This is a genomic window from Azospirillum brasilense (genome assembly GCF_008365405.1).
In the GTDB taxonomy this organism is placed as follows: Bacteria; Pseudomonadota; Alphaproteobacteria; order Azospirillales; family Azospirillaceae; genus Azospirillum; species Azospirillum brasilense_D.
Genome location: NZ_QOKV01000014.1, coordinates 53003 through 66472 on the forward strand (window position 1 = coordinate 53003; position 13470 = coordinate 66472).

Consider the following 13470-nt stretch of genomic DNA (forward strand, 5'->3'; position numbering starts at 1 on the left):
TCACTGCCCTTCCCCCGTGGTCACGTCAAGAATCGTGTTTCCGTTATCCCCGGTACCGGTGATGTAGCCATTGGCTTGGCGATCGAAGATTTCAACCGTGCGTGCCAGGATTGTCAGCGTGTTCATGGTGGTCGACGTGAAGGACGCCGTAAACTTGATGCGCGCATCCGACGGACCGAGATTGGCGATGCGCACGTTGCGCCCGACGGAGGGAAGCGCGTGGGTGCTGGTGCTGCCGGCGGTGAGGCTGATGCGATTGGATCCGATCGGGCTGAACGCGAAGCTCATGTTGCTCGTCCTCCCTGGGTTGGGCTCGACATTAGCGATGGAGCTGACCCACCAAGGCCTGTGTTCAGCGCGCCGAACACCCGCAGGAAACGAACTCCATCGAAATCATTGAAACTTCCAGGAGCTGAGTCAAAGCAAAATATGCAATCTCTGAGAGTTTTTCTACTCGATTGTCGGCGACGATAGCAGCTCCAGTCCTCCCCATGCGACCAGGGGGGAAGTACGCCGGGAGTCAACCGGAATGCCGCCATCCGAACGGCGAATCGCGCAAAGCAAAACGCGCCGGCAATTGCTGCCGGCGCGTTTGCGATGGATCGGTGGATCCGGATTACGCCGAGAGCTTCTCCAGCGCGCTCTCCACCGACAGCTCCTGCTTCTCGCCGGTGGCGCGGCGCTTCAATTCGACCACGCCGTTCTTCAGGCCACGCGGCCCGACGACGAGCTGCCACGGCAGGCCGATCAGGTCCATGTCGGCGAACTTCACGCCCGGACGCTCGTCGCGGTCGTCGTACAGCACGTCCAGCCCGTTGGCGCGGAGCTTGTAGTACAGCTCCTGGCAGACGCGGTCGGTCTCGGCGTCGCCGACCTTGAGGTTGACGAGGCCGACGTTGAAGGGTGCCACGGCGTCCGGCCAGACGATGCCGTTGTCGTCATGGCTGGCCTCGATGATGGCGCCCATCAGGCGCGACACGCCGATGCCGTAGGACCCCATCTCCACCGGAACCGGCTCGCCGCCCGGACCGGCGACGACGGCGTTCATCGGCTTCGAATACTTGGTTCCGAAATTGAAGATGTGACCGACCTCGATGCCCCGGGCCGAGACCAGATCCGACTCCGGAACCGGGCAGTTGCCGGGCTCGTGCTTCTCGTCGGTCGCCGCGTAGATCGAGGTGTAGGTGTCGAAGAAGGGCTGGAGATCCTCGTCGAATCCCGGGGCGTTCTGCAGCACGTCCAGGGTCAGCCAGTCCTTGTGGCAGAAGACGCCGCTCTCGCCGGTCTCGGCCAGGATGATGAACTCGTGGCTGAGATCGCCGCCGATGGGGCCGGTGTCGGCGCGCATCGGGATGGCCTTCAGCCCCATGCGGGCGAAGGTCCGCAGATAGGCCAGGAACATCTTCTGGTAGGAGCGCCGGGCGCTGGCCGCGTCGATGTCGAAGCTGTAGGCGTCCTTCATCAGGAACTCACGCCCGCGCATCACGCCGAAGCGGGGACGGATCTCGTCACGGAACTTCCACTGGATGTGATAGAGGTTCAGCGGAAGCTGGCGGTAGCTCTTCACGAAGGCGCGGAAGATGTCGGTGATCATCTCCTCGTTCGTCGGGCCGAACAGCATCTCGCGGTCATGACGGTCGGTGATGCGCAGCATCTCCTTGCCGTAATCGTCGTAGCGGCCGCTTTCCTTCCACAGCTCCGCCGACTGGATGGTCGGCATCAGCAGTTCCTGGGCGCCGGCGGCGTCCTGCTCCTCGCGGACGATCTGCTCGATCTTCTTCAGGACCCGATGGCCCAGCGGCAGCCAGGCGTAGATGCCGGCGCTGGTCTGGCGGATCATCCCGGCCCGCAGCATCAGGCGGTGCGAGACGATCTGCGCCTCGGTCGGGGTCTCCTTGAGGGTCGGCAGGAAGAAGGTGGACAGCCGCATGGCTCTGCTCTCGGTTTCGAGGGGATTCGTCCGGCTGGTCGCCGGGCCGCAACAGGGACAGGGACTTTAGGAAGCCACCGCGCGCTTGTCCATCGTCACGGCATGCAGCGAAGGGCGGACCGGCCTATCGGACGGTGCGGCAATAGGCGTACACCTCCGCCTCGCTCGGCCCACCGATGGGCTGGCCGTTGAAGTAGAGGCGGTTGGCGTACCAGGTCAGATAGCCGACCTCGACGCCCGGCGCCACAGCACCCTGCGGCACCGGGAAGCCCATGCGGCGGGCGAAATCCACGGTCACCGGGATGTCGAACCGCTCCAACGGTGGCGCGGATCCCGCGGAACCCGGCAGGTCGGCGGGGGCCACCGCCTTGCCGTTCACGTCCACACCCGGCGTGTACTCCACCCCCGCCGCCGGACGATGGGCCGTCAGGAATCGGCAGGCGGACAGGTCGACCGGTTGCGCCGCCGCCCCTTCGGACAGCGCTAGAAACGCGACAAGTAGGGGACCGGAGCGGCGGATCATGGCGGTGCCTCAGCCTTGTGCGGCGGCGGACTGGTTCATGGATTTCCAATAGGTGGCGAGGTAGGGCATGCCCTTCTCGGCCTCCTCCTGGGTGCGGGCCGACTGGCGGATGTACTTGCCGATGAAGGGCTTGTTCACGAATTCCATGTCCACCGCCGCCTTCAACACCAGGAATTCGCCGATCCGGTCGGGCAGGTTGTAATGCCATTTCTGCAGGCACTCGGAAGTCACCCCCGGCTTCGCCTGATCCTGCCCCGACAGGTAGAATTCCTGGTGATGATACTGGTTGATTTCCTTCCAGGCCTTGAAGATGCGCGCCGGCTTCACGCGGACCAGCCCCTTCAGCACCTTGATGTCGTCGTGGAACAGCGGCAGGTAGCCCCGCCGCTCGGCCTGTTCGTTCAGCATGGTGTAGAGGCCCGCCATGACGTCCCCCTCCCCGCTTTGCTCCGCGGTCTTCGTCTCCGGCTTGGCCTTCCGCCCGAACAGGGAGGCGAAGAAGCCCTGCTTCTTGGCCGGCGCCGAAGCGCCGCCATCCGCCCCCACCTTCCGCTCGTCCCACAACGCGTCCCAGGCGTAATCCCACGCTGTGAAGACGGCGTTGGAGCGGTCGTCGAGAACCGTCAGCAGATAGTCGCGGCCGTCCCGCGGCCAATCCACGTCGCCGACGATGGCCCGCACCGGGCGGCGGCTGAGCAGGACCGGAAAGATCCCGACACGCACCAGTTCGGCATACATTTCCTGGAAGGACGGGGTCAGGGCAAAGGGGAGCTTGGCCGCCGGCTGCTCCTCGGGGGTCAACAGTTCAAGACTTTTGCGAGTGCGGTCGAGCAGTTCGGCGGTGAGAATGGCCGCGAACTGCTCGAATTTCTCGTTATCACCCGCGGTCATCGGCGCCTCGACATCGTTCTCCCCGCTGACGGCCGCAAATTCTGCCTGCGAACGCCGCCGCGCTTGAATCCAAAGTCGGAACGGACGCTTGCCCGCTTCCTGCACAGCTGGACGAGCTATACCCGATAAAGGGTTAATTCATTCTGTACCGAAGCACAACGCTCCGTCTGCCTACGGACGACGGTGGCTCTGGGCTGCGTGAACCGGGCCGGGACGAAAAAAGGACCGCGCGGCGATCGCGGCGCGGCCCGAGGTTTAGGGAGGAATCGCCACCAGGCGTCGGAAAAGAGGGAAGAACCCCTCTCGTCACACAAAGTACATTGAACCCGACCTCACCCGATGACAAGACGGAATTTGGAGTAAACCAAGTCGTTGCCAAAGAATTCGCAGAATTCGCCCAAGACATAGGCGGGTGATTACGTCGTGGGCTGCGATATGCCCGTTCTATGAGCGTCGTATCCTGCGAACCCCTGCCGGACGGCGATCATCCAGGGGGGATCGAGTGTGGCGACCTCGGACCAGACCGGGCAATGGACCTGATGCGCGCCCGGCAGGTAGCCGAGGCTCATCAGAAACTCTCCGGTGATCTCGCCGCCGGTGAAGCGGAAGGTGCGCTTGAACAGCCGAACCCAGTCCGCTTTGCTCAGGGGGTGATGCGCGCGCAGCCAGCCGTCGAAAGACCCGTGCGAACCACGTAGGGCTATGATCCGCCGGGCGTTCTCGATGGCGGCGTCGATCTTCAACCGGTTGCGGACGATTCCCGGATCGGCGAGCAACCGTTCCCGCTCCGCTTCGCCATAGGCGGCGACGCGGTCGATGTCGAAGCCGTCGAAGGCGGCGCGGAAGGCGTCACGCTTCTTCAGGATGGTCAGCCAGGACAGGCCCGCCTGGTTGATCTCGAGAATCAGCCGTTCGAACAGCACCCGGTCGTCAGCGCTGGGGAACCCGTACTCGGTGTCGTGGTAGGGGCCGTGATGCGCGTGGCCGGGCGCCGCGTCGCAATAGGTCAGGCTCACGCGAAGGCTCCATCCGAGGGTGGGATCAGTGCGGCTTGGCCATTTCGCGGAAGGAAATCAGGTCCGACTGCACGATGGCGAAGATGACCAGCCACACCACCGCCGCGACCAGGGTGGTGGCGGCGAATTTCAGGAGGATGCGCGGGCGCTCCGGCGCGCTGCTCGCCATGCCCGGCTCGGGCTGGGCCGGGGTGCGCACGCCCCAGGGCAACACCGCGAACAGCACCACCCACCAGACGACCACATAGACGCTGATGCCCGTCACCCAGCCCATCCCATGCCTCCCTTCGACTCAGGCCTGCTCGAGTTCGACCAGGGTCCCGCAGAAGTCCTTCGGATGCAGGAACAGAACCGGCTTGTCATGGGCGCCGATCTTCGGCTCGCCGTCGCCCAGCACGCGGGCACCCTGCGCCTTCAGCCGGTCGCGGGCGGCCAGAATGTCGTCGACCTCGTAGCAGATGTGGTGGATGCCGCCCGACGGGTTCTTCTCCAGGAAGCCAGCGATCGGCGACGTCTCGCCGAAGGGATGGAGCAGCTCGATCTTCGTGTTGGGAAGGGTGACGAAGACGACGGTGACGCCGTGCGGCGGCAGGTCCACCGGCTGGGACACCGCGGCACCCAGCGTGTCGCGGTAGAGCGCGGTCGCCGCCGTCAGATCCGGCACGACGATGGCGACGTGGTTCAGCTTCCCGATCATGGGTCCTCCCAAAAGGCGTAAAGTCGGAAACGCTTATACACGGACCAGATGCACGTCCGTCATCGGCTTCTTGCCGTGCGTCGCGTTGAAGCAGCGTCGGACGGCGATTCGGGCGGCGGCGCGCACCTGCTCGTCATCGGCACGGGCCGATTTCGGCATCTCGGCGACGGCCTCGCGCACCGCGTCCACCACGTCGAGCAGCATGTCGCGGTCCGCCGAGTCGTCCAGCAGCCCCATCACCGCGATCTGCGGCGCGGTCACCAGCTCGCCCTTGCCGTTCATCACCAGAGTGACGACGGCGGCGCCGTTGTGGACCATCCGGTGGCGCGCCCGCATCAGACCGGTGTCGAGCGGAATCAGCCGCTTGCCGTCCAGCGCCATGCGGCCGGAGCGGACCTGCGCGACCACCCGCGGCGGCGCGTCGGGCGTCAGCCGGATCAGGTCACCGTTGCCGGGGACCAGGGCTTCCGGCACCTGACAGGCGCGGGCCAGCTTGGCGTGCTCCAACTGGTGGCGCTGCTCGCCGTGGACCGGCATGGCGATGCGCGGGCGCACCCACTGGTACATGCGGACCAACTCGTCCTGCGCCGGGTGGCCGGAGACATGGACCGGCGCCTCGTCGGCGGTGACGATGCGGATGCCCTGCGCAACCAGCAGATTCTGCATGCGGCCGATGGCCCGCTCGTTCCCCGGGATCTCGCGCGAGGAAAAGATCACCACGTCGCCGCGCTGAAGCGACACCTGGGGGTGGTCGTCCGAGGCGATGCGGGCGAGCGCGGAGCGCGGCTCCCCCTGGCTGCCGGTGCAGACCAGAACCAGCTTGTCACGCGGCACGTAGTTGGCGTCATGCTCGGTCAGGAAGGCCGGCACGTCGGCGAGGTAGCCGTTGGAGCGCGCGGCCTCGTTGATCCGCCACATCGACCGCCCGACCAGCGCGACGTGGCGCCCATGCGCCGCCGCCGCGTGGGCGATGCTCTCCAGCCGTGCGACGTTGGTGGCGAAGCAGCTCACCGCGACCCGCACGTCGGGAAACTGCCCGATCAGCTCGGTCAGCGTCTTGCGCACGCTGCCTTCCGACCCGGAGCTGCCGGGCACCAGAGCGTTGGTGCTGTCGCCGATCAGCGCCAGCACGCCCTCGTCGCCAATGGTGCGCAGCCGCTCCTCGTCGGCGGCCTTCCCCACCAGCGGCTCGGGATCGAGCTTCCAGTCGCCGGTGTGCAGCACCGTGCCGGCGCCGGTGCGGATCGCCAGGGCGTTCGGCTCGGGAATGGAATGGGTGACCGTCACATACTCGACGGAGAAGGGGCCGACCTCAATGGTGCTGCCCAGCGCCACCTCGTGCACCGGCACCACCCCGGCCAGCCCGCGCTCGTGCAGCTTGGCGCGCAGCACGGCGGCGGTGAAGGGCGTGCAGTAGACGGGCACGCGGAGCTGCGGCCACAGATACTGGATGGCCCCCAGGTGATCCTCGTGCGCGTGCGTCACCACGATGCCCACGAGGTCGTGCCGGCGCTCCGCGATGAAGGCGGGGTCGGGCATGATGACGTCCAGCCCCGGCATCGTGTCGTCCGCAAAGGAGATGCCGAGATCCACCATCAACCACTTGCCGCGATGGCCGTAGAGGTTGAGGTTCATGCCGATCTCGCCCGAACCGCCCAGCGGCAGGAAGTAGAGCGCGTCGTCCTCGGGAGCGAACAGGTCGCCGTCTCCCTCGACCGGGTGGACGGAGGGAGCGGAGTCGGTTTGGGTCATTGGGCCGTGTTGCGCTTGTGGATCAGGAGGAGGCCGCGCAGCGTGAGTTCGCCGTCGGTGTGTTCGATTACATGGGTTGCCTTGGCGAAAAGCACACCCAGCCCTCCGGTCGCGACCACCGTCATCGGCTCGCCGTACTCCGCCCGGATGCGGTTGACCAGCCCTTCGATCAGGCCGACATAGCCCCAGAAGACGCCGGACTGCATGCATTCGACGGTGTTGGTGCCGATGACGTGGCCCGGCTGCTGGATCTCGACGCGGGGCAGCTTGCTCGCCGCCATCTGCAGCGCCTCCAGCGACAGGTTCAGACCGGGCGCGATGACGCCGCCGCGGTAGTTGCCGTCGCGGTCGACCACGTCGAAGGTCGTCGCCGTGCCGAAGTCGATGACGATCAGCGGCGTCTTGTAGGTGGCCGCCGCCGCCACCGTGTTGACCAGCCGGTCGGCGCCGACCTCGTCGGGGCGATCCACCAGCGCACGCGTACCGAGATCGACCTCCGGCTGGCCGACCACCAGCGGCTCGCAACCGAAATGATCCTTGCACAGGCGCTTCAGGTTGAAGGTCGCTCCAGGCACGACGCTGGCGATGATGGCGCTGTCGATGTCCGCCGGGCCCAGGCCCTTCAGCGCCATCAGGTGGGTCACCCACACCATGTATTCGTCGGCGGTGCGCTTCTTGTCGGTCGCCGTGCGCCACAGGCCGCGCTGTTCGTCGCCCTCATAGATCGCGAACACCACGTTGGTGTTTCCGGCGTCGATGGCGAGCAGCATCTCTCAGGTCTCCACCGCTGGTGGGAAAAACACGTCTCCGGCGGCGATGCGCTGGCGCCCCGCCCCGTCATCCCGATCAAGCAACAGAACGCCGTCGCTGTCCAGATCGGCGAAGGTGCCGGTCAGCGTGCGGTCCGGCAGACGGACGACGATGGGCTCGCCAAGACCCCGCGCCCGCTTCAGCCAGGCGTCGCGCACGGGGCCGAAGCCATGCTCCGCCCAGACGCCATACCAGCGTGCCAATTGCTCCGCGTAGATTTCCAACAGCCCCGCGGGCTGGAGCGCCGGAGCGCCCTCCGCCGCCAGCGAGGTGGCCGCGTAGTCCGTGCCTTCGGGAAAATGCCGCAGGTTGATGCCGACGCCGAGCACCAGCCAGGAGACCCCTCCCCCGGCCGTGGCCTCCGACTCGAGCAGGATGCCGGACAGCTTGCGGCCATGCACCAGCACGTCGTTCGGCCATTTGCAGCGCACGCCCTCCGGATCGGGGAGGACGGCGGCGGCGGTGTCGGCGATGGCGAGCGCCGCCACGAACGAAATCTGCGCCGCCTCGGCCGGTGGGCGCGAGGGGCGCAGAATGGTCGAACTGTAAAGATTGCCTTCCGGCGAGGTCCAGGCCCGGCCACGACGGCCGCGGCCCGAGTCCTGACGCTTCGCCCAGACGATGGTGCCTTCGGCAGCCCCTGAACGCGCGAAGGCCTTCGCCTCGTCGTTCGTGCTGCCGACGGAGTCGAAGGCCATCACCCGGAAGCCCGGAGGCAGGCGCAAGCGCGCCGCCTCCGCTTCGTTGCCTGCCGTCATCCGGCGAACAGCGAGGCCGCCGCCGCCGCCGCGTAGTTCAGGATCGGCGCCGGAACCACGAAGAACAGCAGGGTGAACAGGCCGGTGGCGATCAGGATACCGGTCATCCCGTCGTCGCCGATCTTGTCGAACGCCTCCACCGGCTCATCGAAATACATGATCTTGATGATGCGCAGGTAGTAGTAGGCGCCCACGACGCTGGTCAGCACGCCGATCACCGCCAGCGTGTAGAGCTGCGCCTCGATCGCGGCGAGGAAGACGTAGAGCTTGCTGAAGAAGCCGGCCATCGGCGGGATGCCCGCCATGGAGAACATGAACACCGCCATCGCGCCCGCCAGCAGCGGGTTGGTGCGCGACAGGCCGGCGAGGTCCTTGATCTCCTCGACCATGCGGCCCTGCTGCTTCATGCACAGGATGACCGCGAAGGTGCCGATGTTCATGACGATGTAGACCGCCATGTAGATCAGCACGCCGCGCACGCCTTCCTGGGTGCCGGACGCGAGACCGACCAGGGCGTAGCCAACGTGGCCGATGGAGCTGTAGGCCATCAGACGCTTGATGTTGCTCTGGGTGATCGCCGCGAAGGCGCCGAGCGACATCGACAGGATCGAGCTGACGATGATGATCTGCTGCCACTGGTGGGCCAGATGACCGAACGGTTCGATCAGCAGGCGGGTGACCAGCGCGATGGCGGCGACCTTCGGGGCCGCGGCGAAGAAGGCCGTGACCGGAGTCGGCGCACCCTCGTAGACATCCGGCGTCCACATGTGGAACGGCACGGCGGAGATCTTGAAGGCCAGGCCGGCGACGACGAAGACCAGGCCGATGATGACGCCCACCGACGGGTGCGCGCCGCCGGCGAACAGGGCGGCGATCTTGTCGAAGGAGGTCGTGCCGGCGAAGCCATAGACCATCGAGGCGCCGTACAGCAGCATCCCCGAGGACAGCGAGCCGAGCACGAAGTACTTCAGGCCCGCTTCCGACGACTTGGCGCTGTCGCGGCGGAAGGCCGCGATGACGTAAAGCGCGAGGCTCTGCGTCTCCAACCCGACATACAGCGAGATGAGGTCGTTGGCCGACACCATCATCAGCATGCCGAGCGTGGCGAAGAGCATCAGCACCGGGAACTCGAACCGGGCCATCTTCTCACGCTCGTTGAAACCGAGCGCGAGCAGGACCGACAGCGAGGCGGCGACGAGGATCAGCACCTTCATGAAGACGCCGAAGGCGTCCATCACGAAGAGGCCGTTGAAGGTGACGACCCGGCCGGTGCCGTAGCCCATGGTCAGGATGGCGGCCAGCAGCAGCGCCACCATCGTCATGTAGCCGATGGGGCGCGTGAAGCCGTCGCCGCGGAACACGCCGATCAGCAGCAGAGCCATGCCGGCGCAGGCGAGGAAGATTTCCGGCAGGGCCGGCCAGATGTCGGGAAACACAGCGGTCATGTCGGAACCTCTAGCGCGCGGCGACGGAGACGTCGGCCCCGCCCTGAGCGGCGGCCAGCTTGGTCTGGTAGGTCTGGATCAGCTGCCCGACCGACGCCGAGGTGACGTTCAGGAAGCTGTTCGGGTAGACGCCCATCCACAGCACCACGACGATCAGCGGCAGGAAGATGGCAACCTCGCGGGTGTTCAGGTCGAACATCGCGCGGACGTCCGCCTTGACCAGCTTGCCGTACACGACGCGGCGGAACAGCCACAGCGCGTAGGCCGGGCCCAGGATCAGGCCGGTGGCGGCCAGGAAGGCGACCCAGGTGTTGTCGCGGAAGGCGCCGAGCAGGACCAGGAACTCGCCGACGAAGCCGGAGGTGCCCGGCAGGCCGACCGAGGCCATGGTCATGAACAGGAAGACCACCGCGTATTTCGGCATGTTCTTCACCAGACCGCCGTAGCGGGCGATCTCGCGGGTGTGCAGCCGGTCATAGACGACGCCGACGCAGAGGAAGAGCGCGCCCGAGACGATGCCGTGCGACAGCATCGTGAAGATCGAGCCCTCGATGCCCTGCTGGTTCAGCGCGAACATGCCGATGGTGACGAAGCCCATGTGGGCGACGGACGAGTAGGCGATCAGCTTCTTCATGTCCTCCTGCGCCAGGGCGACGAGGGAGGTGTAGATCACCGCGACGATCGACAGGGCGTAGACCATCGGGGCGAAATACTCGGTCGCCTCGGGCAGCATCGGGATGTTGAAGCGCAGGAAGCCGTAGCCGCCCATCTTCAGCAGGACGCCGGCCAGGATGACCGACCCGGCGGTCGGCGCCTCGACGTGGGCGTCGGGGAGCCAGGTGTGCACCGGCCACATCGGCACCTTCACCGCGAAGGAGGCGAAGAAGGCCAGCCACAGCCAGAGCTGCATGTTGCGCGGGAAATGGGTCGCCGTGATCGTCGGGATGTCCGTCGTGCCGGCCGCGAAGTACATGGCCAGGATGGCCAGCAGCATCAGGACCGAACCGAGCAGCGTGTAGAGGAAGAACTTGAACGCCGCGTAGACGCGCCGCGCACCGCCCCAGACACCGATGATCAGGAACATCGGGATCAGCACGCCCTCGAAGAACATGTAGAAGAGGACGAAGTCCAGCGCGCAGAACATCCCCACCATGAGGGTTTCCAGCACGAGGAAGGCGATCATGTATTCCTTCACCCGGTTCTGCACCGCCTCCCAGGAGGAGAGGATGCAGAGCGGCATCAGGAAGGTGGAGAGGATGACGAACAGCATCGAAATGCCGTCCACACCCATGTGGTAGGAAATCCCGAATTCCGGAATCCACTCCGCCTTCTCCACGAGCTGGTAGCCCGGGTTGCGCGGGTCGAAGTTGAACCAGATGAACAGCGACAGGACGAAGGTGATGACCGTCGTCCAGAGCGCGACGTAACGGACGTTCCGAACCACATCCGGCGTGTTGCCCCTGCAGAAGAGCAGGATCAGCGCCACACCGGCCAGCGGCAGGAAGGTCGTGAACGACAGGAGCGGCCAGCTAGCCATTGTTCTTGTTCCCCTTCAAACCGCTCAACCGAACACCGAGAGCCAGGCGACCAGCAGCACCACGCCGATCACCATCGCGAAGGCGTAGTGATAGACGTAGCCGGACTGGAGGCGGCTGGCGCGCGCCGCGACGTCGCGGGTGGCGGCGGCGATCCCGTCCGGACCGACACCGTCGATCACCGCGCCGTCGCCGGATTTCCACAGGCCGTAGCCCAGATACTTGGCCGAGCGCACGAACAGACGGTCGTACAGCTCGTCGAAGTACCACTTGTTGTACAGGAACTGGTGCACGCCACGGAACGTGGTGGCGACCTTCTCCGGCAGGCCCGGCATCGCCATGTACATGATGTAGGCGAGCGCAATGCCGATCAGGCCGACGACCAGCGGAGCCAGCTTGACCCAGCCCGGGGTGTGGTGGTGGGCCGCCTCGATGCTGTTGTTGTCCGCCAGCACCAGGATGGTCTTGCCCCAGAAATGCTCCATGCTGTGGCCGATGAACAGCTCGTGGAAGCCGAAGCCGGCGAACAGCGCGCCCACCGCAAGCACCGCCAGCGGGATCAGCATGACGATCGGCGATTCATGGGCGTGGTCGAAGACCGACTTCTCCATCCGCGGCTTGCCGTGGAAGGTCATGAACAGCAGGCGCCAGGAGTAGAAGGCGGTCAGCAGAGCCGCGGCGATGCCGAGCGCGAAGGCGAACTTGCCGACCGGGCTGGCCGAGGCGAAGGCCGCCTCCAGGATCATGTCCTTGGAGTAGTAGCCGGCGAAGAAGGGCAGACCGGCGAGCGCGAGGTTGCCGATCCACATCACCGCGTAGGTGAAGGGGATCTTCCGCCAGACGCCGCCCATGTTGCGCATGTCCTGCTCATGGTGCAGGGCGTGGATCACCGAGCCGGCGCCGAGGAACAGCAGGGCCTTGAAGAAGGCGTGCGTGAACAGGTGGAACATCGCGGCGCCGTAGGCGGAGACGCCCGCGGCGAAGAACATGTAGCCGAGCTGGCTCATGGTCGAATAGGCGATGACGCGCTTGATGTCGAACTGGGTGAAGCCGATGGTCGCCGCGACGAAGGCCGTCAGGGCGCCGACCACGGCCACGATCTCCAGCGCCGTCGGGGCGTATTCGAAGACCGGGGACAGGCGGCAGACCATGAACACGCCGGCGGTCACCATGGTCGCCGCGTGGATGAGCGCCGACACCGGGGTCGGGCCTTCCATGGCGTCCGGCAGCCAGGTGTGCAGGCCGAGCTGGGCCGACTTGCCCATGGCGCCGATGAAGAGCAGCAGGCAGGTGACGGTCAGCGCGTCGAAGTTCCAGCTGAGGAAATGCAGCGTCTGGCCGGCCAGCTCAGGCGCCTTGGCGAAGATCGCGTCGAACTGGACGGAGCCCGTCAGGACGAAGATCGCGAAGATGCCGAGCACGAAGCCGAAGTCGCCGACGCGGTTGACCAGGAAGGCCTTGATCGCCGCGTTGTTGGCCGAGGGCTTCTCGTACCAGAAGTTGATGAGCAGGTAGGAGGCGAGACCCACGCCTTCCCAGCCGAAGAAGAGCTGCACGAGGTTGTCGGCCGTCACCAGCATCAGCATGGCGAAGGTGAACAGCGACAGGTAGCCCATGAAGCGCGGCTTCTGCGGGTCCTCGGCCATGTAGCCGATGGAGTAGAGGTGGACCATCGACGACACGGTGTTGACCACCACCAGCATGACCGCGGTGAGCTGGTCGACGCGCAGCGCCCACGACACGTCCAGGCCGCCGCTGCGCATCCAGCTCATCAGCTCGATCGTGCGGGGATGCCCGCCGACGGCGACGTCGAAGAACAGCACCCAGGACAGGACCGCGGAGAGCAGAACGGCACCGGTGGTGACGAACTGCGCGGCGCGGTCGCCCACGGTGGGCGGCCCGGCGACGACGTGATGGTCGTCGTGGCCGTCGTCGTGATGCTCGTCGTGAGCGTGCGCGTCGTGCGCATGGGCATCATGACCGTGGTCATGCCCGTGATGATCGTGGCCGCCGGCGTGCGCCGGCTCCGCCTTCGGCCCGCCGAACAGGGCGATGGAACCCGCGACGAGGAACGCCAGGAGCGGGAGGAATACGACAAGGACTTCCATGGCGC

General features: G+C 66.1%; 13 protein-coding genes. All 13 read right to left on the minus strand.

Features of this window, described 5'->3' with window-relative positions; translation table 11 throughout:
- Entirely contained in the window at positions 1-288 is a 288-nt protein-coding gene (locus tag DS837_RS20210; protein ID WP_149166407.1) for a hypothetical protein, read from the minus strand.
- 328 nt (positions 289-616) lie between these two features.
- Positions 617-1930, minus strand: a complete 1314-nt coding sequence (gene proS / locus DS837_RS20215) for a proline--tRNA ligase (RefSeq protein ID WP_149166408.1) — start codon at positions 1928-1930, stop codon at positions 617-619.
- A gap of 124 nt (positions 1931-2054) precedes the next feature.
- Entirely contained in the window at positions 2055-2453 is a 399-nt protein-coding gene (locus DS837_RS20220) for a hypothetical protein (RefSeq protein WP_149166409.1), read from the minus strand.
- A gap of 9 nt (positions 2454-2462) precedes the next feature.
- Complete coding sequence (locus DS837_RS20225) at positions 2463-3344, minus strand: hypothetical protein (protein WP_149166410.1); 882 nt, start codon at positions 3342-3344, stop codon at positions 2463-2465.
- A 416-nt stretch (positions 3345-3760) separates the two neighbouring features.
- Entirely contained in the window at positions 3761-4360 is a 600-nt protein-coding gene (locus DS837_RS20230) for a DNA-3-methyladenine glycosylase I (RefSeq protein ID WP_149166411.1), read from the minus strand.
- Between the two features lie 25 nt (positions 4361-4385).
- On the minus strand, positions 4386-4634 hold the full coding sequence (locus tag DS837_RS20235) for a DUF1467 family protein (RefSeq protein ID WP_149166412.1): 249 nt from the start codon (positions 4632-4634) through the stop codon (positions 4386-4388).
- 18 nt (positions 4635-4652) lie between these two features.
- Positions 4653-5057, minus strand: a complete 405-nt coding sequence (gene mce / locus DS837_RS20240) for a methylmalonyl-CoA epimerase (RefSeq protein WP_149166413.1) — start codon at positions 5055-5057, stop codon at positions 4653-4655.
- Positions 5058-5090: 33 nt separating this feature from the next.
- Complete coding sequence (locus tag DS837_RS20245) at positions 5091-6809, minus strand: ribonuclease J (protein WP_211102352.1); 1719 nt, start codon at positions 6807-6809, stop codon at positions 5091-5093.
- Entirely contained in the window at positions 6806-7579 is a 774-nt protein-coding gene (locus DS837_RS20250; protein ID WP_149166414.1) for a type III pantothenate kinase, read from the minus strand. Before DS837_RS20250 ends, DS837_RS20245 begins: the two co-directional genes overlap by 4 nt.
- Before the next feature lie 3 nt (positions 7580-7582).
- Positions 7583-8377, minus strand: coding sequence for a biotin--[acetyl-CoA-carboxylase] ligase (locus DS837_RS20255; protein WP_149166415.1), 795 nt, complete (start codon positions 8375-8377; stop codon positions 7583-7585).
- Positions 8374-9822, minus strand: coding sequence for an NADH-quinone oxidoreductase subunit NuoN (gene nuoN, locus DS837_RS20260; protein ID WP_014240133.1), 1449 nt, complete (start codon positions 9820-9822; stop codon positions 8374-8376). The genes DS837_RS20255 and nuoN overlap by 4 nt, the downstream gene beginning before the upstream one ends.
- A 10-nt stretch (positions 9823-9832) precedes the next feature.
- A complete protein-coding gene (locus tag DS837_RS20265) occupies positions 9833-11359 on the minus strand; it encodes an NADH-quinone oxidoreductase subunit M (protein WP_094306018.1) in 1527 nt (508 codons plus the stop codon).
- 24 nt (positions 11360-11383) lie between these two features.
- On the minus strand, positions 11384-13465 hold the full coding sequence (nuoL, locus tag DS837_RS20270) for an NADH-quinone oxidoreductase subunit L (protein ID WP_149166416.1): 2082 nt from the start codon (positions 13463-13465) through the stop codon (positions 11384-11386).
- Positions 13466-13470 lie beyond the last annotated feature (5 nt).